Origin of the sequence: Saccharicrinis sp. GN24d3 (assembly GCF_052400645.1) — a bacterium.
Classification (GTDB): Bacteria; Bacteroidota; Bacteroidia; order Bacteroidales; family Marinilabiliaceae; genus Saccharicrinis.
Window position 1 is genome coordinate 111,145 of the sequence record NZ_JBQTGI010000006.1, and the last position, 24,481, is coordinate 135,625.

Below are 24,481 nucleotides of genomic sequence, written 5' to 3' on the forward strand. Positions count from 1 at the left end.
TTACTGCTTCTCAATACCTAATAACGCTTGGAACAAATTGTTTCTTTCAGGTTTATCCAATTCAGGTATTGATAAAGCATAAATGTAATCGTTGTTTTTAATTTCATTGAATCTGACTTTTGAAAGTGAAATTAAAAACAAAAAAGTACTTGGAATACAACGTAACTCTCTAATTAATGAAACAAACCAGTCAACTATAGTTCCATCAGAATTAACAATTGCATAATTGTCTATAATAAAAATCTTATTTTCACTTTCAAAAATATCAAGTAATAGAATTTTAGCCAGTTCAATCTTCTCTTCAAGTGGAATCTTCAAAAAATCAATAAGACCTTCTCTTGAAATTGAATCCGTAAGCCCTAAATCAAATAAACCTAAAATAAAATCCTCAATACTACTCCTACTGTGCAATAACATATATAGGGGTTTATAGTAATCTTTGATGTTATTTGCGTCTTTTAATGCACTTAAGAGAAATTTCCTACGACCAACCCCCTCAAAACCAGATGCAATATTTACAATTGGAGATGGAAGCTCAAAGTTAAACAACCTTTCATGGTATTCTTTCTTTAAATTATGCCGGCCAATAAATAATTGTTCTTTTTCTTTATTTACTGGAAACAATTCCCATGTGACTATTTTGAGTTTTTGTAAAATTCTTTGTGCAACTTTTGAGGGCTTACTTACATATCTAAGATTATATTCCTTAAGCCAATCTGGAATATCTTTATGGTCGTATGTAATATCTTAATCGATAATTATTGGGTAGATTTTCTTTATACTTCCATTGTTAAAGAGATTATGAGCATGAAGTACTTCTTCTTTAACCCATTTACTTTCTAATGCCGTTTTTGAAATGAAGAAAACAAAAATATCAGATTATTTTAATCCCGAAATAATTTCCTCAATTGATCTATTTCCTTCCTCAAAAGTCATTGCATCATATATAACTTTTTCTTTACCAAGTCTATTGGCAATTACTTGAACATATCCCTTGTCTTTTGAACTATGTGATAAAAAAGCTTTTGGCATATCTGATTATTTATTGAGGTTATTTAATATTGTATACTCTAATTTTATATTTGTACCTACTCCTCCCCAACAACATCAACCCACTGGCCTGCTTTCCGTGCGCTAATCTGGTTGTTGTACATGGCCTCGCACGATACCGATGGCAGGTAATACCTTCCTTGGTAGGTAGCATTTAGCAGCACCACAAACTTTTGCGATTTTCTGCGTTCCAAATCAAAGTAGGTATACACGCGGTCGTCGCGGATATCGCGGTAATCCGGGATGCTGGCCTCATAAACCGACTTCACGTCTTCCATACGGGTGTTTCTGATTTCCCAGCCCGATGGGAATATTTGTGTTAGCGCCATATCGGTATAACGCGATAACTGTCCTGGATGAGTGAGGGTAACTGTAGCTTTAAAGTCGGTTCCCTGTAGCAACTTCTGCACGCTAATGGGCTTCCCGGACAACGTTGTATATTCCACCTTCATTTTCAGATTGGAGCTTTCACTCACCGAATCACCGGTAATCGGAGTTCCTTCCAAAATCAGACGTGCAAACATAACGCCATCGGCATGGTTTTCGAACTTCACTTCACCTTTAGTTGGAATATCGGTAGGCAATTGAACCTGATTCACTGGCTTGTCCGACGATACTTTTTCCTTTTTAATGCCTGTTCCGCTGTAAGCATAAGCAACCCGTGAACCATTGGAGTTTCCGGCCAACTGGCTTAATGCGATCAACGAGTACGCTGTGGTTTGTGTGCTCAACCATCGCTGCGAACTCAGCTGATCGGCTATTTCCTTCATCAATGGGGCAGCGGTGTCCAAGTCCCCAAGCAGGGCCAGTGTTTCCAACATCATGGCCTGGTCTCGCAGCACCGAACCGTAAGAATAATAGTAATAATGGTTGCTGTTCTCAATTGACGTACTTTGGTTTTCAATCAATTTTTTCGCCACATCCTTTTGTCCTATCAACGCATAAGCCGCTGCCAATCGGAACTTAGCTACACGACTTAGCGAGTTTGAATTGCGCATGCGGTTCATGGCACTTTTATCCGGTTTCCCGGCTAACGCCAAGGTATATAGTCGGTAAGCCTGGTTTAACTGTCGGTATTTGTATTCAGCCGTGTTCGACCATGAGCTGGACTGCTTTTTCTGATAGTTAATCCATTTGCTTTTAAAGTTCAGTGGCAGGCTATAACCTTTCTTTTCGGCTTCGAGAAGGAAATGACCTGCATAGGAGGTTCCCCAATCGTTGGCTTTGCTTTGTCCCGACCAATAGCTAAAACCACCATCCGAATTTATAAAGGCAGAAAGCCTGCTGATAGCCACTTTTATATTCTTTTCGATGGATGCTTTGGTATTGCCGTCCACCTCCATCACATTTTCCAGAAACAATTGTGGGAACACGGAACTTACGGTTTGTTCCACACAGCCATGCGGGTAACAAAGCAAATACTTTAACCTGCGACCAAAATCGACCGGAGGAATGGATGACACCTCTATGGTGGCATTGTTAGTTCCTTCCATACCAAACAGTTCGTAAGGAATACCGGCACTTTCCTTGCCTTGCAATATTTTACTCACCGAGGTAACCCTGGGCGGATTGGGATTACGAACTTGAATTTCAATTTCGTGCTCAGCTTTTTCTGATCCCGATTGGGCAATAATTTTTACCTTACCTACACCTAACTTCTCGGGAATATCCAATGAGAAAGGGACTACCTGGTCACCTTCCTTATCAAATGTGATGGTACGTTTATTTCCCTCCACCACGTTGAACAGGTCGTTGGTCTCCACCGTCAAATCCACTTTATTTATATCGTTGCGCATGGCAAACACTGTGACTGGTAATATCACTGCTTCGCCCGGTCCCAATACCCGAGGCAGGGTAGCCAGCACCATCAATGGTTTTTTAACCGGAGTTGTTTTTTCTGTGTTTCCGTACATGCGCTCGTTACAGGCCACTACCATAGTGCGTACCGAACCAATATATTGCGGCATCTTAAACTCGTGCGTTTTTCTTTTGCCTGGTTTCAATTCAAACGGGCCAAAAACTTTTACCACGGGTTTAAAACGGTTGGCATTCGGATCTTTTTGCACTTTGGCCAAATCGCCGTCACCACCTATGCTAAATACTTTTTCAATTTGTCCGCCATAGGCACCAATCACCTGGTTGTATATATCCCAGGTACGCACGCCTAATGCTTCACGGGCATAAAAATGATTCCAGGGTTTAGGTGTTTTGAATCGTGTTAAATCCAATAATCCTTCCTCAACCATAGCCAAGGTATAGGTCATGGGTTTGCCATTCTCTTCACTTACCTTAATTTTTACCATTTGTTCCGGCATCAAAGATTCCGGCATATCAATCACCGGTGTCAAATGCGTTTCGGCATCCTCAACCAATAACGGGGTTACACCATACATACGAATAGGGAGATTGTTCGCAGTTTGGGCATGTGGTTGCAACAAAGTAACATGAACATAAATATTGGGTGTCATCTCTTTGGTGACCTCAAAGTTAAACGAGGTAAATTCTTTTTGCGTACGAACCCAATATTCGCGGATGATGCGGGTTCCGTTTTCGATGGTTACCAGCGCCCTGCCACCTTCCGATGAGGCAAAGTTTACCTGGGCTTTTTGTCCTACGTTATATTTATCTTCCTCGGTTGATAAAGTTAGCATAGAAGCAGCCTCGGGATTGTCGCTCATAGGTTTGGCTGCATATCCCGGCCAATCCACATAAACCGTTTTTCCGCAAACGTGACCACTAACTGGGTCGAACACCCGCACCAAATAACGTCCCCAGGCCGGGTATTTTATCTTAAAGTCAAATGAGCCAGTTCCATTTTCAGTGTTCAGATAACCTTTCTGGACGATATCTTGCGAGGACGAAGAAACGTAACGAGCCAGGTTATCGGCGCCACTCTCCCACCACCAACGCCAATTTACTTTGTACACAACATATTTCAATCGATTTTTCGAGATCGGGTTTCCCTCGCTATCTACAGTGGCTACTTCAATAGTATGGTCTTTATCGGTCAGTAACATTCCACGTTTATCGCCTGTAGGGGTTTTAACGCCCACGTACGATTTGTAAGGACTGTAAGAAATGGAGAACCTATCAATACTAAAATCACCACTTTCCTCGAAAACACGTGTGCGGAAAGAAGCCTTCAGCATTCCGGGTGCTTGGTCGCTCACCTCTAAATTACCTTGCATATTGGCTACTCCTTCGGCATTGGTTTTTCCTTCAAAAAAGGTGACTTCTTCGCTGGTAAAGGAACGCGAGGGATCATCGAAAGTAAAATCATTGAACCTTTTAAATTTAGTTGGGCTGGAGGTTAAAGTAGCGGTTACGTCGGCTTTCAGGTTTTTCGCCACAGCGCCATGAAGCCATTTCACTTCCATATCGACACTGATATATGGCTTGGCAACCGATATCATATCTACCCCAAAATCCATTTTTATTTTCAGGCGGTTCGGCTTAACCGTTTCTACTTTTAGTGTTTTATTAAAGGAGGTACCCCCTACATGAATACGAGCCTGCCAGTTACCGGTTGGTGCATCTTCATCCGTATCCACCTTAAACAAATACATGTTGTTAACTCCATCGGTACTGGCTATTCTTTTTACCAACTGACCATGAGGATTGCTCAACTCAAAAACCACAGGGTGTTCCTCGGGCAGACTTTTATCTCTATCCTCTAAAATAAACGAAACGAACAGGGTATCTCCCGGTCGCCATACACCACGTTCGCCATAAATATATCCTTTTAGTCCATTATTGATGGTTTGTCCGGCTACATCAAAGCGACTTAAGGAGAGTGAAGAACCTGCATCCAATCGCAGATAACCACGTTGGTTCTCCTGTTTGGCCACCAACAGGAACGGTCTTTTAGTAACATCAACCCTAACCAACCCATTTCCATTACTTTTTGATGAAGCAATCTGCTGATTCTGATAATTATAAATTTCGACGTCCACATTCGCCAATGGTTCGGTAGTTCGCAAGTCGGTAACCGCTACCACCATCTCCTTGTCGGCTCCTTTTTTTGCAATAATTCCAATATTTGAAGCCAGAATATTTCTGCTGGCAAAACGATTGCTGTGATAATAGGCTCGTTTACATGGATCATCCCTGTCGCGCCAACTGCCGTAATAATAATCGTTATCGTAATAGCTGTAACCTCCTTCGGGCGTGTCGTAATAAGCTATTTCACGTTCGGTAATTTCATCCGGGTCAGATTCCTGGTTAGCATGTGAACTTTCGTCTTCACTGGCACAAGGATAGATGGCATTTCTTCGGTCAAACCGCAGTTCAACCCTGTAAATCGCTCCCCGGTCCACCGTAACCAATTGGTCCAAATCGATGGAAAAAGTATTCCACTTATTTAAGTCCAGTGTTCTATCTGTATTCAGCGGAATAGTTTTCTTAAGAACCAGCCGGCCAGCCCGTTTCAGTTGGTAGTTTCCGTCCAGTCGGTTAACCTGTAAAAATGAGGCGATGTTATTCTCAAATATCTTGATCACTCGCACCTGGACCTCTTTCAAACTCACCGCCTTAAAAGGAAGGGTCAAGCCTGATGACTCGGGTAAAATGGTACCTTTCCCAATAAATTCCACCTGGGGTTTTGAGCTGGTAAAAGTGACATGATAAGATTCCTTTTCATCACTTATCGCGCCTAATATGTTTTCTATTCCAGGATGAACAGTCACTCTAATGCTTCCACTTAACGAATTGCCTGGAAGTATCTTAATGATATTGTCTTCAATTTCGGTGGAGAAGGCTGTTTTGTTTTCCAGCTCTATCAATCCTGCCAACTCTTGTCCGGGATTTAAAGGATCGGTAAAAGAAATTTCGATAGCCTGACGTGGCAGAAAAACCGCCTTACAACTAATCAACTCAAAATCATCAACGGAAGGGATCTCAATTTTCTTACTGTCTTCTTTGTCAACACCTATGGGCCTACCTTTAATTCTAATCTTGATATTATCTGATGAGGTGCCCCTGCTGATATGGTGAATCAAAAAAGGATAATGATTTTCTGTTGCAGAGGATAGCCATTCAATTTCCAATGGATCTCCCTTTTGGTCGGCAACAACCATTTGGTGCACCTTGTCCAATTCGGCAAAGTCTGATAAAATCAGTTTCCCACTGAGTTTATTATCCGATAGGTTGGTTTTTTCGTAAGGCGAAACTTCGCCCATCTCAACCCTAAAATTTTGGGTGATGGTTTGAAACGAAAATTCAAAATCTTCTTTGGCATCTTTAAATACCTGCCCTAGTTTTACCTTCACCTTGTAAACGGTGGCCGATTCCATTTTATCGGCTGCCTTAAATGCTAACGACTGGTTATCGAGCCAATAGAATTCACCTTTGACGTCAGGTGTCATTTCCAAGATGCTCGATGAAGCCGGACTACCCGGTTCAGCTCCGGGTACATTTTTAGAGAACCGCACCATAATCTCGGTTTGGTTAGATACCATACCTGAAGTAAAGGCAGATACTCTTTTGTTGTATTTAACTTCGGAAAGTTGTTGGACTTCTTTGGGTTTCTGTTTGCATCCTGCTAAAATCAGAGAAATAATCAGGACGATTAGGCTTAGTATGTTTTTGGTTTGCATAGGGGAATGCTTGTGAAGGTTATACGTTTCTTTAATCCTCACAAGCTACAAAAATGTTGGGAACATCGCCAATTAAATTAACAAAATATTTGTGGATGAATGTACGTTTTGGAGTTCAAAAAATACCAATGCCCCGATACATTTATTACCTTAACATGTCAATACATAGTTATTTTTGTGTCTCCCAATAAACTGTCACTTGTACCCTAACCCCAATAACATTCGTTTTTGAATTACTATTCCTTCTCAAACTTCTTTTCCCAAATCATTTTTCCTTTTTGATCGCGAATTTGGATATTCATCATGCGTTTTTTGCTTGTTCCGGAAAAGCTGATTAGCGCATAATTGCGCACTTCAACATAGGTTCCTTCTACACGAAGTGTGTTCCCTTCATCTTTGGCTTTTCCTAACCCAGATGTAAAAGGTGATACCGTAACATCTATTATTCTCGGCTTGTTATCTTCTTTAAACACACTTAATTCACTATGGTGTCTATCGCCGGTAACAAATACCACGTTTTTTATTTTTTGTTTATCAATAAAATCTATTATTTCCTGACGTTCTTTACCAAAGCCATAATTTGCATACGTCTCGAATTTAGCAGCCGTGTTTAAGAATTGTCCTCCAATGGCCACTACTTTAAAGTTGGCCTCGCTGTAAACCAACGCATCTTTTAACCACTGCTTTTGTTCTTCTCCTAAGATGGACTTGTTGTCCGCAATTAAATTATTTGGAGAACGATAAAATCGATTATCCAAAAGAAAAAAGTCAACATCATTCCATTGAAAATGGGTGAATACTCCTTTAGTATCGCCTACACCGTATGAAGGATTGGCCCAAAACAATTTGAATGCTTCAAAAGTCTTATTCTTGTTCCACCACCCACGGTCGCTATTATCGGGGCCGTAATCGTGATCGTCCCATATGGCATAATGATGAACTGATGCCAGCATCGGTTGAAGTTCGGGAAGGGAGCGTGTATGTGTCCATCGATGAAGAATACCTGTCCACGTGTGCCAGTCGGGTTCGCGCAGGTAGGTGTTATCTCCCAACCAAACCATTAGGTCAGGCTTTGATTTATAAATGGCTTCGAATATTTCATAGCCTTCGCCATATGGAGCTCCCGGCCTGTCGTGGCTTTCTTCGTTGACATAGGCACAACTCCCCGTCGCAAAGGTGAAATTTGGCGGTTCTGTTCTCCATTTCCAAATGGGTTGCGTCCGGAATTCAGTTGGATATTTTATATCAACCTCCGTACCATCTACAACCACTTGATATTGATACACGTTTCCGGGTTCAACTTTATTGGCAATTAATGTTGCCGTGCAGGCAGTATTTTGCAATGTTTGAACTTTCGATGTAGTATAGAATTCTCCCTTGTTTCCTTTGATCCAATACCGGATAGAAACCTCAGCCTCCTGCCTGGTTTGAATCCAGATGGCAGTCTCTTTCATATCGGTATACCCAAGCATAGGCCCAGATTGAAGTGGGGATTGACTGTAGCATATCTGCAAACCAAAAATAGCCAAACAAACAATAATATTTTTATGTATTGTCATATTTTATCCATTTCACCCAAAGCTTACATAAGCAATTATGGCAGCTTAAAATCCAAGTCATGCTATTGCTCAAAAATATAATCACCCAAATCCGATAGTTCCTGGTCAGTCATTTGCGGGAAACCTGTCATGGCAGGATAATCCATTCGTTTGCGGCCCGGAGTGCGCACCCACTTTTTAAATCCTGAAAAATCATTGGCATATACCTCAATCATTTCGATTACCGGCGGCCCAACGAGGCGTTCGGTAATTTTATGGCAAACGGTGCAATATTGTTTAAACAAAGCTTCGCCCGGAGGCAAATCAGCTTGGGCACTCATACCCTGTTGTGCCTCCCAGGTTGCCTGCTGTACCATTTCAGCATGTTGGGCCGAACGTTGGGCCATTAGTCTTTGATGTGGCTCCAAAGCATTTGCTCTGTAAATATGGCGTCCGGTACCCATAAAAACAACAGTAATGGTTATCAAGGATACTACCCTAACAAAATGTCGTCCTATTTTTTCCTGCGGCCCGGTAATCTCAAACCACATCAGTATCATGGCGGCTATCCCAAAACAGACGCCCAGTAAAATCACCCAAAACAGGTTCCAATCGACTCCTTTAGATGGCAGGGTTAAGAACACTAACGATCCAAATAAAAATTGCGAAGTAGTTGCACCAAAGGCCAATGAGTAAAATTTTTTTTGCAAATCATATTTGGTAAATTCTCCAAGACTCTCTTTAAATTCAAAGCCCTTGCGGCTGAAATAATAAAACAAAAACAAGCCGGTAATTGCCATTGAGGCCATCAGAAAATGAAAGTATCGTGGCAACACATTTGGCAATGCCAAGGAGGAGAAGAATCCCTTAACTTCACTCCACTTTTCCGGAAAAAGCATCAGGTTTATATTGGCCAAAAATACAAATGGGATAAAAAGAAAACAAGCCACCGCTAAAACCAATATTGAAATGTGCAAAGGTTTATTGTTAGCCAATATTTTCCAGTTATATTTATGTGCGTATAACAACAAAAACACAAAAGCCACCAGCGGAACAAGCATAATCCAATACTTACCGGTTAGCGCATTGGCCGAATAAAAGTAAATGGTATATAGCACGTTGATGGAAAGTAAAGGCGCCACACCTAACACCACAGCCAAACTCTTATTGACGGTGATGGTCTGTGCAATCTGATAAGCCAATGCATCATACTTTTTATTTTTCAATCCTTTTACCTCGAACCAAAGTGTAAGAACGGAACCGCCTACCATTAAATTCACAAATAAAATATGCAGAAGAAACGAAAAAACCAATAAGGTAATCAATACACCTTCGGGTAACGGTAATGGGAGTGGAATATCCTTAGGTACAAGTTGTAATTGAGCAAACATATGCGAAACTATTTTTTATTAGGTTAGAACAAGTTTAAAAGCAAAGGCAAGTTGGAAACTATTTATTCATCGGGCTTAAATTATAGGGATTGGTAGCTGTACCTTTTATCTGAGCACCCTCCAACTTACTTGGATACTCCTGCTGTGACTTAATATAAGCCGCCAGCGCATCCAGTTCGGCCGTATTCCCGGGGAATGGAGGCATATATGTTTTTACATTGTGCATGCCCTCGATGTATGCTTTCATGGCAACTACATCCAGAGGTTTGTCGGTGCCGTACATTTTTTCGAAGTTAGTAACGATGGAGTTTATGCCATGGGTAGTGTGACATCTGGTACAAGCTATGAGAAATACATTCTGACCGGCCTCTAACGTGTTACGTTCTGTCACTTTTGGTGTACTTGTAAAAGATGAGTGCGCTAATACACCGTCGCGTTTATATAGCGGATAGTCTTGTTTTAACAAACCATTGGCATACATGTAATCAGCTATTACATAAGGCTTACGAATAAATTCGCGCAGTCTTTCAAAGGTTCCCAAAAACGCAAACAACATAACCAGAGGCACCCAGAGCCAACCTTTGGGGAACTTGCTGGGTTTCCAAAGTAACAGCAGGCTTACCACTACTGCCAACCCTACTCCGCCAACGATTATATATTTGAGCGATCCGTACCAGTCTTGGTATTCCTGAGTTCCCAGGGCAACAGGAAGGTTACCGACCATAAATGTGGGTATCTTAATATAATAAATAAAGGCGCCTAGTAATGCAATGGGTGTCCAGAAAAGTGTCCAAAGACTCATGGTTCTGGTGGCAGGAATTTTTATGGGATCATTCTTTTTTATAAAAAATGAAGATAGAAATAAGGCGAACACACCTCCCATCATCATGGCTAATCCAGTACGGAAGACCAGTTGGGGCATGTACAGTGGATTAAGCACTCCAGACCAGAACGTATTTTCGGTGTTCCAATTGCCCGGATCCATCATAAAGCCAAGTATGGCAACGATTATGGCCATGGTTAACCACGAAAATATGGCTAAGGATGCACCAAAAATAATATGTTGCTTTTTGGCCTTCCGGCTTTTGCTTGCGCGCTTCCAGGTAAGGAAGTACAGCATGATCATGCCAACCTCGGTCACAAACACGATCCATTCAGTAAACCAGGCCATGTAGAAAACACGGATTAAACTGGCAATGGATGCGGGGTTAACCAAAGCTGCCGCAAACCAAATGCCAACACCTGTGAGTGCGCCAACCGTAGTGGTTATTACAAACGACACAAACAGAAGTTTATAGGAGAATTTATCCCAATAGGCACTTTTATCGGGATCTGTTGTTTCTGATTTGTAACCCAAATACTCCATCAGAGTAACCAGAGGGATAAAACCAACTGCGATGGCGTGGTTAATCAGAACATGAATAATGGCAATCACAGCAACCAACATGCGATTACCCATGAAGTCGAGGTGAAATAAAGGAAAGTCCATACTTGTGGGTTGTTAGCAAATCAAAGCAAAATATAATCATTTAACCGATAACAACCAACAACAATTGAACTAATTTGTTTGAAAAATGAAAGACTTAATTGCCAAGCAAGGTGAATGGGAACAGCTTATGAAGCATTTACTTTCTTTCCCTGGCTTTCTCCTGTAATCCAACCTGGCTTTCCCGGAACAACCCACCTAGCTATACTATCCAAATGAGGGTCAACACCTCTGCCTATTGAAATATTTTCAACCTTTCCATCTTTATTCACGATAAACCGTACATAAACTCTTCCCTGTATGTTTAGTACATGACTTTGGAAGTCTAATATCCGGATTGAAGTTTGAGTTGTACTTAATGAGTTGTGCCATAGTTATGAAGTAGAGCCATGCAAAATCATTTAAATTAGAAAGTAACAACTATTTTACTTCTTCAAAGTCAGTATACTCACCCAAATCAGGATCGGCAATCTTATTATTCTTCTGGTTTTTCTGGATGGTTACTTTTCCCTCTTCACGTTTTTTTTGTTCTTTAAAATTCTGCTGTTTTTGATATTGGTTATTCATCTTGTTTACACCCTTTGCTAACAAAAAAGGCATAATTACCCTTCCAATAAAACGAAACAAATAATAAAAAACGACCAATATTACTATCGTCCTCAGTAATCCCATAACTTAATTCTTTCTGTAAAGATAATATTTTCCATCGACATGATGTCCTGTGCGCATAACCAGGTTACAGTTATTGTGCCAATTGAAAGCAGTGCCAAATTGTCATCTCAATTAACTTGAATCTTACGGCAGATACAATTTTATATATAATGCGAATCAAGAGCTGTATGTTTATGCAAGCATACAGCCTTGATTCGAATATATAGCTATAACCAAAGAAAGCCTATTTTTCAATAGACTTTCTGCTAAATATGATTTTAAAATTTAGTTTATTCCAGCCTTGAGACCGCATTTTGGAGAACCTCATCAATCTCGCCTAAAATCGGATAGAACCCATCATTATCTATAATGTTTCTGGCGATATATGCTTTAATTTCCGTATCGATCAAATGTTCCGAAACTTTAAATTGTTTTCGGTTCATTTTCACCCCTTCTTTTGATGCGAAGGACTTGAATTCATTGATAATAGGTTGCTTATCCAAGTAAGCTTTCACCTCTTCAACCTTAGTAAACTGGTCTATTTTAGAACGATTAATATCGGTATATTCCAGTGCAAAGCGATAGATCAAACCATTCTCTCTAACCTTGTAAAAATATTCGGTCAGTTTTGTAGTGTCACGTGGCACAAAGTAGTCGGGCATTATCCCACCCCCTCCATATACGGTACGGCCTTTTTTTGTTTTATATGCTAATGAATCATTAACATTGATGCTGTCCTGGTTAAAAAATTCTCCATGTTCAAAACGGGCTAGAATATCTTTGTAATACTCTTCGTTTCCATTTTCGTAAGGTTTCTGGATACACCTTCCTGCAGGGGTATAATATCTCGAAATAGTCAAGCGCAAAGCTGATCCATCCGGCAAGGGAATTTGGCTTTGAACCAAACCTTTCCCAAAAGTTCTGCGCCCTACAACGATACCCCTGTCATTGTCCTGGATGGCTCCTGCAAATATCTCGCTGGCCGAAGCAGAAAACTCATCCACCAGGACGGCAACCTCTATTTCCTGACAGGTACCTTTCCCGTTAGCGCGGAACTCATATCTGGGGTTTGATTTACCTTCGGTATAAACGATCATATCCCCTCTCGCCAAGAACTCATTACAAAGGTTGTTTGCTACTTCGAGGTACCCCCCTGAATTTCCGCGGAAATCGATAATGACTTTTTTACAGCTGTTGGCCTTCAGCTTGGCAAGCGCCGTTAAGAATTCACTGTACGTATTAGCTGCAAACCTGCTTACCTTAATATAACCTATCTCATCCGTTACCATGTACGAAACGTCCACACTGTACATCGGAATCTTACCCCGTGTAATGTCGAACCGAATCGGTTTTTTCAGGTTTCTACGGATAATACCTACCTTTACTTGGGTGCCCATTTCGCCACGAAGAAGGTTTAACACCACTGAGTTATTAATCCCGTTGCCCGCTATCAATGAATCGTTTACCGTTACTATTCTGTCTCCGGGCAAGATACCCACTTTTTCGGAAGGGCCACCCGACACTACGGCAACCACCATAACCGTGTCTTTATGGATATTAAACTGTACGCCAATACCTCCAAAGCCGCTCGAAAGCTCTTCGTTCACATTTTTCAGATCCTTGGCTGGAATATAAACTGTATGAGGATCCAATTTCTTCAACAACTCCGGTATCATTTCCTCTTGCAGCTTGTCGGTGTTGACGGTATCCACATATTCCTCTTCAATCAGATTTAGAATTGCCTCCATTTTATTGGTCTGGGGATAAATGACCAACGGATTCTTTTTGCCCATTTTCCCCGGCAAAATTACATAGCCAATAAAAATACCGGCTATTAAAATCAAAGCCAGCAAAACAGGCTGAAATATTTGTCTTTTAGAATTATTGTAACTCATAAATTTTCAATTTTCTTTTCCAGTATACCTTACATCTCGATATGCATGGTTTCAATATTAGCCCGGTTTAACAAGATTATTCCGTCTTCCACCCGATATCTCTGATTGTAAACTACCCTTACAATTCCTGCCTGAATGATGAGTTTGGCACATTCGATACAAGGAGAACAAGTTACATATAACGTAGCACCCTCTGAACTATTATTGGAACGTGCCACTTTAGTAATAGCATTGGCCTCCGCATGTAAAACATAGGGTTTGGTAATATTGTTCCCGTCCTCACAGTTATTCTCAAATCCGGATGGTGTGCCATTGTAACCGTCGCTAATAATCATCTTTCCCTTTACCAGTAATGCACCAACCTGCCTTCTGTTGCAATACGAATTCTCGGCCCACACATGAGCCATTCTCAAATATCTTTTATCCAACAGAAGTTGTTTCTCTTTCGTTGGCAAATCTTTTTCGTTCATTTATAAATTCTTGCTCAATAAAAAATCGATGCACAAAAATAACAAAATATGTTAGCCGAAAACATCAGTTAATAAATTAAAACACGCTGAATATAGATATGTATTTTTAGGTAAAACGAACCTTTTGATTTTTTTTAACGTAAAAAATCCGAACACCCACACACAACACACAAAATGAAACACAATTTACACTCTAAGGGGCTCTATAAAAAGAGTTCTAAATTAGTCGCGACATTAATTGTTTTCGCATCCATTTTCACCAATGCAAATGCTGCAATAAATGACCTTACAAAAGAATGTGAAAACTGCTTTTCTGCCGAATTAGTAACTTTCGAAGAGGATTCTAATTGCGTAACCGTAGAACTTGAAATAAACGCATCTGCAATTTGCAGTTCCGCATTGTCGCATTTAACTATCGAGGTGCCTTGCGGGAGCATTTCCAATGTTACAAACTCGGGGGGTTGGAAAATAGAAAATCCAAGCAATGATCCAACAACAGGAATAACCGGTTTTAAAATAGATAACATCCATGGATTTGGAGAAGATAATAATGCCGGCACCTTTAACATAGGTTATACCGTGTGTTTGGATGATGCCCAATGCATTACAAAAATAAAAGAAGGAATAAAGTTAGCATACAAAGCCGGCAATTGTATTTTTTATGAAGAAATAAAAATTGCAGATCAACTTTCTGCCATCATATCCAAAGGCGATGTTACTTGTTACGAAGGCAATAATGGATTTGCAAGTATTGAAATTGTAGAAGGCGTGGCACCTTTTACCTTTTTGTGGAATACGGAAAGTTCTTCGCAAAGCATTGATGGCTTACATAGTGGCGAATATTTTGTATCGGTAACTGATAGTACAGGTGCTACCATTGAGCTCTCAACTACTATTTTACAACCTGAATTTCCGATTAATATTACCAAGGATATTTCATTTCCTTCATGTGGTCAAAACGATGGAGCCATAAAACTATCTGTGTCAGGAGGAACAGAACCATATATCTACTCTTGGAACGATGGGTCATCCAGCGATTCTCTCGTAAATTTAAATGACGGAACATTTACAATTCAAGTGACGGATAGTATGGGCTGCAGCAAATATGAAACGATAGCGTTAAGTGCGGAAACAGATATAGCAATCAGTTTAAAACCTAACTACCTGGAGTGTTTCCAGGAAGGTGAAGGCACCGTTGAAAGCAAGGTAGCCGGCGGTCAGCAGCCTTATGCGTACTTATGGTCCAACGACGAAACCTCGGAAAATTTGAGTCAGGTTAATTCTGGCAGCTATTCCTTAACGGTTACCGATTCCAATGGTTGCACGGCCACCAGTACAACATATGTTGGCATCAAAAAAATGTCGTTAAGCACAGCGGTAACAAACCCAAGTTGTTTTGGATACGATGACGGAAAAATTAGCATTACAGATGTACGCTACGGAAACGAACCTTATAATTATTTGTGGAATACCGGAGATACCTCTTCGTCACTTAACGATATTAGCAGCGGAAGGTACCAGGTTACGGTAACTGACGCATATGGGTGCACAATAAACCGAACTATAAATCTGGCCGACCGGAGACAACTCGAATTGAGTTATTCTATTTCGAGATCGGACTGCTCATCCGACAGTACTGAAGTTGAACTCTATCTCTCAGCCACAGGAGGAACCCCAAACTTTATTTATTACAAAGATGAAACTGAAGTTTCTATTCCTGTTACCTTATGGTCAGAAGGAACATCTTCATATACTGTAATTGATGCCTTTGGGTGCGAAGCGAGCCAGGAAATCTCCATTAATTCAGTAAATAGCGATTTTAGTGTTAGTGCAGATATTGATCACCCAGCTTGTGGAGGCAATTTAACCGGGAATGCCCAATTGATAACAAGTGGAGGAACAGCTCCATATGTTTTTAGTTGGTCCGACGGTTATACCGGAAAAGAAAGGAACAATATTCAGCCAGGCATTTACCAAATCGAAGCTGTTGATTCCGACGGATGTTCAGCCACAACCGAAGCAGTCATTGATAGCGTTTCCAATGTTTCGGCTTCTATCATACCACCTACTTTGGTCAAGTGCGAATCGGATAACAACATGTTATATTCCAATTCATCCGGTGCGGATACTTATACCTGGGAGTTTATTGGTAACGACACCTGGTATATCGAAACAAGTTCGAAAAACGAATTGGTTTATCATGCAGGAATCGGAGCGGTTACTGTTACCTATTCCGTTTTAAACGCCGAAGGATGTTTTGCTTCGGATACAATTCAACTAAATTGCACAAACGAAGATGATGGTTCAGGAGGAAACAACCCAGGCGATTCAATTCCTAATATCGTTTTTGCCGACGATTGCTTCTTTTCAGAGATCAGCAAAATTACTCCAATTGGAGATAACTGTTATCAATTTGAGATGATGGTTTATACCAATGGCCATTGCGAGCATGAGCTTTCGCACCTATCCGTAGGTTTGGATAATGCTACAGTTAACTGGCTTGAAAATTCCAGAGACTGGAAAATGGAAATGAATTCCACCGATCCCAAAACCGGCATTTATGGCTTTAAAATAGACGATATTTCCGGTTTTGGCCAAAATGGATACGATCGGTTTAAAATTACATTTGAAGCATGCTTTTATAATAATGAAATACCCGATTATTTCCCGGAAACAATTACCGTTGCCTACAAAAGCGCCAATGCTTATACGCTGCAATTGGTCAATATAAAAATGCAACAAAACTTAAAAGCCGGACTCACTATATCCGTTTTCCCAAACCCATTTAAAGACATAGCTCAATTAACAATTGTGACAGAAAGCAACACGAATGTTAATATTGAGGTGTATGATATCAGTGGCAATAAAGTAGAGAGTGTTTATAACGGGGAGTTAAAATCCGAAATTAAATATACGTTTAAAATAACAGGAGGAGATAGTAAAGAAAGAATATTATTTTATAAAGTGATTTCTGATGAAGATACTGTTCAAGGAAAACTTCTGAAAACCAAATAAAATAATTTCAGCCCAATGCGTTAATTAATGTTAAATCGAAAATATGGCGAATATTCGGCACAGCCTTTGCTTATTGACATAGAAGAAAATTAACCATAAAAAAACAATTCAAAAGGAGGATTTTAAGTCAAATGGCTGTAACACCAAACGATTTTCTCCGTACCAGAAGATAAGAGTAAGTTTTTTTTCATAGATTAAGGTTTAGGTTAAGTGAAAAAGGGTCGTTCCGAAAGAACGACCTTTTTTATTTCATACCCAAAAGTACCATTAACCCACCATTGTTCCGGCGAGCAATGACTGTCGCCGAAAAAGGACAATCTTTCGGCAAGCGATACACTTTCGCCCGAACGTCAGAGTAGTCACTTGGAATACAGAGGATTAACCTGCCTGAGCATTCGTCTTCTGAAAAAGATATGGAATATGCGAGTTAAGAGCAAAAAATATTATTTTTGCAATCTTATAACACAAGTATTTATGGCTATAATTCTTTCACTGGAAACATCTACAAAAGTATGTTCGGTATGTTTATCAAACAACCATACCATAGTTGCTAAAAAGGAACTCTTTGAGGCAAACTCGCATGCCACCCACCTTACCGTTTTTATCCAGGATTTATTTAACGATTTACCGGACTTGAGCATCAACGATATCGATGCAGTAGCGGTAAGCAGTGGCCCGGGTTCCTATACCGGCTTACGGATTGGCGTTTCGGTTGCCAAGGGAATATGCTATGCACTTCATAAACCCCTGATTGCAATTACATCGTTGGAGTGCCTGGCACAGGCAGTTATTAACCATTCAGCATTGAAGGGTAAAACCAGCAAAGACACCTTATTTTGCCCGATGATTGATGCACGCAGGATGGAGGTATATACGGCATTATTTAATGCAGACATGAAGTTGGTAGAGAAAATTAGTGCCCGAATCATTGATGAGGATAGTTACAAAGAAATCTTAGATAAACACCCCATGGTTTTTTTAGGGGATGGAGCCGAAAAATGTAAGGATACCATAGTACATTCCAACGCCCTGTTTTTGGATGGCCAATCCCCGTTGGCATCAAACATGGTAAATATTGCCCACAAAAAGTTTGAAAATTCGGATTTCGAAGACGTTGCTTATTTTGAACCGTTTTATTTAAAAGACTTTGTGGCAACCACCCCAAAAAAGAAGGTCTTATAAATTTGGTCTGGTAATTGTTGAACCCGTATTGTGCATTTAAAAATATAAATGCATAATTTGAAGAAAGAAAATCATCTGGTTAAGCCAAACAGCTAAACACTACTATGATGATCTTCTTTGTTAGGATTTAACCCTGACAGCATCAAATAAATCGATTACTATGCATAAACATATACTCACGATCTTTCTGGTCATAATGCTGCTTGGCAATCACATTGCTTCTGCTAAAAACAATCCAGGCGCAGATGGCAACCATACCTATCAGCCGGGAGAAAAATTAAAATACAGTCTTAAATACGGCTTTATAAAAGGAGGTTACATTTCGTTCACCGTTAAAGATACACTATGGAACGGAATCAACACGCACGAACTGGAGCTTTTTGCCAAAACTTCGGGTATGGTAGATGTCTTATTTAAAGTACGGGACAAATATGCCAGTTACATTGACCCAACCTCGGATCAACCCTTAAAATCTGTTCGGGATATCAGGGAAGGAAGATATGAATACTATAACGAGGTGGTTTACGACTACCATACCTTAAGGGAAGATTCCATCACCATTCAGAGCAAGAAATCCGGCAGCGTGAGGGTCCCCCCCCATATTCATGATATTGTATCGGCGTTTTACTTTGCCCGCAGGTACAAATTTAACGATCAAATGAAAGTGGGCGATATATTGGAATTCACGACTTATTTCAGCGATGAGATATTCCCTTTGAAAATAAAATATGTGGGTAACCAAATGGTCAGAACTAAGTTCGGGAAAAGCGAATGTTATCTATTCCACCCTGTGACTGAGGTTGGCAGGATGTTTGAAACGGAAGAGGATATGAAAATATGGGTGACACGGGATAAAAACAAAATACCGATTAAGGCAAAGGTCAACTTAAAAGTTGGATCATTCACCTGCGAGCTTATCGAGCATACGGGATTAAAAAATGCACTTGGCAAGCAATAAGCCAATCCCGCAAAACTGAAGCCTGAATTGTAATGGCAAGTATGCCGGGAGTCTTTCTATTGTTTTACAACGGCATACATTTTTCTCCATACCATGGAAATATTTAGATATGAATATGCCAATTAATCTCCCACTTGCTAATTAATATACATAATTATTAGCTATTCCAAGTATTTGATTTATTTTTGCAGCACAAAAACAGTTTATACAAAGATTTAATTAAGAACACTATGGCAACTACAGCTGATATCAGAAACGGGATGTGTATTGAATTCAAGAACGACTTGTATTCAATAGTGCAGTTTCAGCATGTAAAACCGGGTAAAGGTCCGGCTTTTGTACGTACCAAACTGAAGAACATTTCTACAGGAAAAGTAATTGACAATACTTTCTCGGCCGGACATAAAATCAACGAGCAACGCGTTGAGCGCCGTTCATACCAGTATTTATATAAAGATGACATGGGTTACGTTTTTATGAACAACGAAACCTATGAGCAAGTTACAATTGAAGAAAAGCTAATTGAAAATCACGACTTATTGAAAGATGGCTTGACTTGTGAAGTAGTTTACCACGCCGATACCGAGACACCTCTTTTAGTAGATCTTCCGATGCATATTGAGTTTGAGGTTACCTACACCGAACCGGGCGTAAGAGGGGACACTTCATCTACCAACTCACTAAAACCGGCTACCATTGATACAGGGGCCCAAATAATGGTTCCATTGTTTGTAAACACGGAAGATTGGATCAAGGTGGACACGCGTGACCGTTCGTACGTTGAACGAGTTAAAAAATAATTCTATCAGACCACAAAATCGAGCCTGGCACATTTCAGGGCTTTTTGATATTACCTGAACTACAGGGGCCTTTTTACGGGATTCAAGAAAATACATTTTCTTTAGGTCGAAAAAATTTAATATCTTACCATTCCAAAAGGTTTAAAAAATTCTATGGTAACGCAGCTTCAAAAAAAAAGACTCCGGCTTTTTAAAGACAGGTTGAATATTCTGTTAGACATTGCTCAAACGATCAATGAGGACCACAGCATAGACGACTTACTGTCGGAGTTTGAAGTGCTTTTGCGCGAGGAACTTGAAGTGGGCAAGATACTGGTTTTTACTTTTGGAGATGGAAAATGGGAAAACCTGTTAAACTCCGGTGTCACCAAAGAAGAAGTTGCCAATATAGATGTTGAACGGGACCTTGCACAATATCGGAATATAGAAAACATTACCATATCACACCCTCCACAGCTCAAAGGGTTTGATGCCGTAATTCCATTATTTCACCGATACAAATCGATTGGCTTTGTGTTAATTGGTGATGTGGACGAAGAACAAACAGGTATAAGCCCCACGATCAAGCATCTAAAACTGATTCAGATCATCTCCAATCTGATCATCGTTTTTATCGAAAACAAACGGATGCAGAATGAATTGCTTGAGCAAGAGGCTATGCGAAAAGAGATGGAGCTGGCTTCCCGCATCCAATCGAAACTTGTTCCCGCAGACGACCACCTTCCCGTTAGCACTAAATACACAATCCATACCTTTTACCACCCCCAGTTCGAAGTCGGGGGGGATTACTACGACTTTATCCGGCTTTCGAAAAACGTACTTGGCTTTTGTATTGCTGATGTTTCCGGGAAAGGGATTTCTGCGGCCATATTGATGTCGAACTTTCAAGCAGTTTTCCGTACCCTTTATACACCCAGCATAAACCTAAAAAGACTGGCCCATGGGCTGAACAGAAAGGTGAACATGAGTGCCAACAACGAGAAATTCATCACCATGTTTTTGGGAAAGTACAATACCATTACCCGAAAATTAACCTATATCAATGCGGGCCATTTGCCGCCCATGCTGTTTGACCCAAAAAAGAAGCATCTGATTCACCTCGACAAAGGGTGTATAGGTTTAGGCATGCTCGATGAGATACCTTCTATTGAAGTTGGCAGTGTACGAATTCCGCGAAATTCCAAGTTTTTGGCCTTTACTGACGGTTTGGTGGAATTGGAGAATGGCGATCAGATAGAATCGGGCATGAAACCCATTGAGGATATTATTTCGGACAGCAACAATATTGAAACAAATATGGAAGCCCTCAAGGAGCTGATTCAGGTACAGCTCGAAAGAGGCTCAGTGTTTGACGACATCTCCGTTACGGGTCTGGAATTCAAATAAAAAAGGAGCTATCTGCTCCTTTTTTATGTTTTATCACTGTCGTTAGTTTTGTCTTTTAACCGATTTATATATCGCAAATAATATCAACGCGAGTATTAACAGTGAGCTTATCAACGAAATCAGCTGCCCCAATTTAAAAGATACAGGTTCAAATTTAAATTCGAGTTTATGTTGACCTTCCGGCAACATTACCGCTCTTAATATGTAGTTGGCTCTTTTGATATCAATCTTCTCTCCATCCACATAAGCATTCCAACCTTTGGGATAGTAAATCTGCGAGAATACCGCTAACTGTTCTTGCTTGATCGAATAGTCGTAAACAATATGGTTTGGCTCATATTTTTGAATGCTTAAGGAACCCGACACTGAATCTACTTGATACGATTCCAGATCTTTGAATTCCGATATATTAACTACCGCTTTTTCGCTTAAAGGAACATGATTTAAAGCATCAATAGCCCCATCAGGGGCCTGAACCGGATATACCTCCTTAACAAACCAGGCATCGCCCATTGCATTATTATTTACAATCGGACCAGCATTAGGGCTGTACACAATATATTTAGCATTAAGCATATTCAACACATGCATATCGGCTAACTTATCCTGGATCTCTTGTTCATCACCTTGGTTTTGCAATACCGAAATCACCGATCTCCAATCGCTCATTAAATATCTGTCAATCAAATCCTGGTACCTGCGCAGCTTGGCTCCGTGATAACCTCCTATCGACTCGTGGTGGTATGATGTAACCACTTCTTTAAATGGATCTCTGTATATCGAAAAGACTCTTTCTCCATCCTTTTTCTGTTTGTTGATGGCTTTATCGGCCTTGCTTATCGCAAATTCCTGACCTACTTTTCGCTTGCTCTGAAAATGATCGTTATTTAAGTAACGTTTGTCAACTCCCCAATGATCAATAAGGATCAATAAGCCCAGACCCCAAATCAGATACTTGCCCGATAATTTTTGGGTGGCAAAAAACCAAACTGATGCAGAAGCGATCAGTATAAAGGCAAACGATCTAAAAGCATCTGATTTTAACAAGTATACGCGGGCAATTTTAAGGTTGGCCAATATCCCATCGAAATAGGCAGAAACCTGTGCTGCCTGAGCTGCATTCTGCTGCATGGCCTGTTGCTTTTGCTGTACAATAGCATTTAATTCGGCATCACTAATAAAACTAAAAAAGGCATGGGGAAACAGATAAAAAAGCAAACTGATACCACCCGTTAATCCGAATGCGGCAAAGAATTTCCAATTGGTCTCCCTAATGAGTTGTGGCTTATTAAAAACCTCTCTTAACCCTAAAAACCCAAGTGCAGGAATCGTAAATGAAGCAATCACCATAGCCATCTCCACCGTACGGAACTTATTGTATAGCGGAAAATTATAAAACATAAAGTCGGTAAATGCCGGAAAGTGACGTCCCCAGGCTAAAAAGAAGGAAAAAACAGTAGCTGCTACCAGCCACCATTTATCGGGTCCCCGGTAGAAGAACATTCCCAGCATAAACAAAAAACAAACCACAGCGCCCGCGTAAACAGGCCCGGACGTAAACGGTCGCCCACCCCAATATTGGCTTTGACCACCTACCGCTTCTTTAAACTGACTGTCGACGTTATCCAACGCCGACTTATTATTGGAAATCGCTTCGGAAGCCCCTCCCACCGCATTCGGAACTATTAAAGTCCATGTACCCTGAGGCTCCAGGCTCCAGGCATGCGCATAATCCTTATCCAAACCGCTATGCTGTTTTTTCCCATCTTCCGGGGCTAATTCTGATTTACCGCGGATACTGTATTTGCCATATTCATAGGTAGTCCATAAGTTTGTGATATTGGGCAATACGGCCAGAAGAGCGGCCGCAACCAACACCCCGGATGCCTTAGCAAATTGATTCAAGCTTTTGTGAACAACAGCGTATGCCAGTCGCGAAATAACCAATATCATAACCAACATAGCCAAATAATAAGTTATTTGCATATGGTTATAGGCTATCTGAACCCCCAAAGCGATGGTGGTAAACAATCCTCCAACCCACATATTACGATTATACGTATATATAATTCCCGCAATTACCGGAGCCATTAATGCAACAGTGTAGGCTTGTGTTATATGGCCGGCGACTATAATAATGAGATTGTACGAGCCAAAACCAAAAGCCAATGCCCCTATGAGACTAAAACGCCAATCCATTTTTAAACTCAGTAGGAAAATATAGAATCCCAACAAATATAAAAATAGGATGGCTACGGTATGATATGGCATACCCATCCTTGAAGTTCTGTTGATATACGAAAATATATTTTTGGAAGCGTCTCCTTTAATTTGATACGCCGGCATGCCGCTAAAGGCACTGTTGGTCCATTGCGACTTGTTTCCTGTTTCCTTTTCAAACTCCCTTAGCTCCTGGGCCATACCAATTGCATGGCTGTCGTCCATTTGCATTAAGGTTTTATTTTTCAGCACGGGACTAAAGTAAGCGAAGCTCAGAACAATAAATAACAATACGGTACCAACGTAGGGTAAGGAAGATTTTAATTTATCAATCATGTTATACATTTATAAAAAGAATCAGTCGTGTATCCGCGCATAGCGGGATGTATACAAATACCTGCCTGATGGCAGGCCAATAATTAAATGAAAAGCATTTAGATACAGGTCACACTCAATACCAAACACATTTAACAATCGGTAATTTAATGAATTTTAAAACTGCCTAAAAATATACAAAAAGGGCATACGGTGCAACGGGTATTTTATAGTCAATTTGAATGATTTTAACACCTAAGTTAACGTCTGTTAATTTGACAAAACAACAATTTTATGGCACGAACATTGTTGATTATTCTACCGAAGAGCAATTAAGTTTTTCATAGATTAGGTTAGGGTTTAAGTTTGGTAATCGAGGCATCACTCGATGTCTCGATTATTTTTTAAACCACATAAAAATTGAAGAGTTTAAGTTTTTTTTCATAGATTAGGGTTTAAGTTTAAAAAGGAGCGTTTCAACGGAAACACTCCTTTTTTTTTCTGTGGGTGCTGGTCGACAGTATGCCGAA

The 24,481-nt window shown here is 40.3% G+C and carries 16 protein-coding genes; 5 read left to right on the plus strand and 11 right to left on the minus strand.

Annotated elements, in window-relative coordinates; translation table 11 throughout:
- From ACT29I_RS09015 to ACT29I_RS09060, 10 genes are all read right to left on the minus strand, one after another.
- A complete protein-coding gene (locus ACT29I_RS09015; protein WP_430933574.1) occupies positions 1 to 624 on the minus strand; it encodes a hypothetical protein in 624 nt (207 codons plus the stop codon).
- Between the two features lie 255 nt (positions 625 to 879).
- Positions 880 to 1,032: a hypothetical protein gene (locus ACT29I_RS09020; protein WP_430933575.1), complete on the minus strand. Its 153-nt coding sequence runs from the start codon at positions 1,030 to 1,032 to the stop codon at positions 880 to 882.
- Between the two features lie 56 nt (positions 1,033 to 1,088).
- Entirely contained in the window at positions 1,089 to 6,644 is a 5,556-nt protein-coding gene (locus ACT29I_RS09025; RefSeq protein WP_444793238.1) for an alpha-2-macroglobulin family protein, read from the minus strand.
- A 236-nt stretch (positions 6,645 to 6,880) separates the two neighbouring features.
- Positions 6,881 to 8,203 carry an alkaline phosphatase D family protein gene (locus ACT29I_RS09030; RefSeq protein ID WP_430933577.1) on the minus strand — a complete coding sequence of 441 codons (1,323 nt, stop codon included), beginning with the start codon at positions 8,201 to 8,203 and terminating at the stop codon, positions 6,881 to 6,883.
- A 62-nt stretch (positions 8,204 to 8,265) separates the two neighbouring features.
- Positions 8,266 to 9,573, minus strand: coding sequence for a c-type cytochrome (locus ACT29I_RS09035; RefSeq protein ID WP_444793239.1), 1,308 nt, complete (start codon positions 9,571 to 9,573; stop codon positions 8,266 to 8,268).
- Positions 9,574 to 9,631: 58 nt separating this feature from the next.
- Complete coding sequence (locus tag ACT29I_RS09040; RefSeq protein WP_430933579.1) at positions 9,632 to 11,062, minus strand: c-type cytochrome; 1,431 nt, start codon at positions 11,060 to 11,062, stop codon at positions 9,632 to 9,634.
- Positions 11,063 to 11,187: 125 nt separating this feature from the next.
- Positions 11,188 to 11,397, minus strand: coding sequence for an energy transducer TonB (locus ACT29I_RS09045; RefSeq protein WP_430933618.1), 210 nt, complete (start codon positions 11,395 to 11,397; stop codon positions 11,188 to 11,190).
- An 82-nt stretch (positions 11,398 to 11,479) separates the two neighbouring features.
- Positions 11,480 to 11,626 (minus strand): hypothetical protein, encoded by a 147-nt coding sequence (locus ACT29I_RS09050; RefSeq protein ID WP_430933580.1) that lies wholly within the window; start codon positions 11,624 to 11,626, stop codon positions 11,480 to 11,482.
- A gap of 374 nt (positions 11,627 to 12,000) precedes the next feature.
- Positions 12,001 to 13,605, minus strand: coding sequence for a S41 family peptidase (locus ACT29I_RS09055; protein ID WP_430933582.1), 1,605 nt, complete (start codon positions 13,603 to 13,605; stop codon positions 12,001 to 12,003).
- Between the two features lie 29 nt (positions 13,606 to 13,634).
- Positions 13,635 to 14,075 carry a dCMP deaminase family protein gene (locus tag ACT29I_RS09060; RefSeq protein ID WP_430933583.1) on the minus strand — a complete coding sequence of 147 codons (441 nt, stop codon included), beginning with the start codon at positions 14,073 to 14,075 and terminating at the stop codon, positions 13,635 to 13,637.
- A 174-nt stretch (positions 14,076 to 14,249) separates the two neighbouring features.
- Between ACT29I_RS09060 and ACT29I_RS09065 the strand changes: the two genes are divergently transcribed.
- From ACT29I_RS09065 to ACT29I_RS09085, 5 genes are all read left to right on the plus strand, one after another.
- Positions 14,250 to 17,090 carry a hypothetical protein gene (locus ACT29I_RS09065; protein WP_444793240.1) on the plus strand — a complete coding sequence of 947 codons (2,841 nt, stop codon included), beginning with the start codon at positions 14,250 to 14,252 and terminating at the stop codon, positions 17,088 to 17,090.
- A 474-nt stretch (positions 17,091 to 17,564) separates the two neighbouring features.
- The gene (gene tsaB / locus ACT29I_RS09070) at positions 17,565 to 18,272 is read left to right on the plus strand and encodes a tRNA (adenosine(37)-N6)-threonylcarbamoyltransferase complex dimerization subunit type 1 TsaB (protein ID WP_430933585.1); all 708 of its coding nucleotides are present in this window, start codon (positions 17,565 to 17,567) and stop codon (positions 18,270 to 18,272) included.
- A gap of 160 nt (positions 18,273 to 18,432) precedes the next feature.
- Entirely contained in the window at positions 18,433 to 19,230 is a 798-nt protein-coding gene (locus ACT29I_RS09075; RefSeq protein ID WP_430933586.1) for a DUF3108 domain-containing protein, read from the plus strand.
- Between the two features lie 230 nt (positions 19,231 to 19,460).
- Positions 19,461 to 20,030 (plus strand): elongation factor P, encoded by a 570-nt coding sequence (gene efp, locus ACT29I_RS09080; RefSeq protein WP_430933587.1) that lies wholly within the window; start codon positions 19,461 to 19,463, stop codon positions 20,028 to 20,030.
- 153 nt (positions 20,031 to 20,183) lie between these two features.
- Positions 20,184 to 21,416 (plus strand): PP2C family protein-serine/threonine phosphatase, encoded by a 1,233-nt coding sequence (locus ACT29I_RS09085; RefSeq protein ID WP_430933588.1) that lies wholly within the window; start codon positions 20,184 to 20,186, stop codon positions 21,414 to 21,416.
- A gap of 42 nt (positions 21,417 to 21,458) precedes the next feature.
- On the opposite strand, the gene ACT29I_RS09090 is transcribed toward ACT29I_RS09085, so the two are convergent.
- Entirely contained in the window at positions 21,459 to 23,972 is a 2,514-nt protein-coding gene (locus tag ACT29I_RS09090; RefSeq protein ID WP_430933589.1) for a YfhO family protein, read from the minus strand.
- Positions 23,973 to 24,481: the final 509 nt, after the last annotated feature.

Excerpts from the sequence above, each read along its gene's own strand:
- ACT29I_RS09085 (WP_430933588.1), top strand. The coding sequence starts at position 20,184 with ATGGTAACGCAGCTTCAAAAAAAAAGACTCCGGCTTTTTAAAGACAGG.
- ACT29I_RS09055 (WP_430933582.1), bottom strand. The coding sequence starts at position 13,605 with ATGAGTTACAATAATTCTAAAAGACAAATATTTCAGCCTGTTTTGCTG.
- ACT29I_RS09065 (WP_444793240.1), top strand. The coding sequence starts at position 14,250 with ATGAAACACAATTTACACTCTAAGGGGCTCTATAAAAAGAGTTCTAAA.
- ACT29I_RS09025 (WP_444793238.1), bottom strand. The coding sequence starts at position 6,644 with ATGCAAACCAAAAACATACTAAGCCTAATCGTCCTGATTATTTCTCTG.
- ACT29I_RS09050 (WP_430933580.1), bottom strand. The coding sequence starts at position 11,626 with ATGAATAACCAATATCAAAAACAGCAGAATTTTAAAGAACAAAAAAAA.
- ACT29I_RS09035 (WP_444793239.1), bottom strand. The coding sequence starts at position 9,573 with ATGTTTGCTCAATTACAACTTGTACCTAAGGATATTCCACTCCCATTA.
- efp (WP_430933587.1), top strand. The coding sequence starts at position 19,461 with ATGGCAACTACAGCTGATATCAGAAACGGGATGTGTATTGAATTCAAG.
- ACT29I_RS09060 (WP_430933583.1), bottom strand. The coding sequence starts at position 14,075 with ATGAACGAAAAAGATTTGCCAACGAAAGAGAAACAACTTCTGTTGGAT.
- ACT29I_RS09075 (WP_430933586.1), top strand. The coding sequence starts at position 18,433 with ATGCATAAACATATACTCACGATCTTTCTGGTCATAATGCTGCTTGGC.
- ACT29I_RS09020 (WP_430933575.1), bottom strand. The coding sequence starts at position 1,032 with ATGCCAAAAGCTTTTTTATCACATAGTTCAAAAGACAAGGGATATGTT.
- tsaB (WP_430933585.1), top strand. The coding sequence starts at position 17,565 with ATGGCTATAATTCTTTCACTGGAAACATCTACAAAAGTATGTTCGGTA.
- ACT29I_RS09090 (WP_430933589.1), bottom strand. The coding sequence starts at position 23,972 with ATGATTGATAAATTAAAATCTTCCTTACCCTACGTTGGTACCGTATTG.
- ACT29I_RS09030 (WP_430933577.1), bottom strand. The coding sequence starts at position 8,203 with ATGACAATACATAAAAATATTATTGTTTGTTTGGCTATTTTTGGTTTG.
- ACT29I_RS09040 (WP_430933579.1), bottom strand. The coding sequence starts at position 11,062 with ATGGACTTTCCTTTATTTCACCTCGACTTCATGGGTAATCGCATGTTG.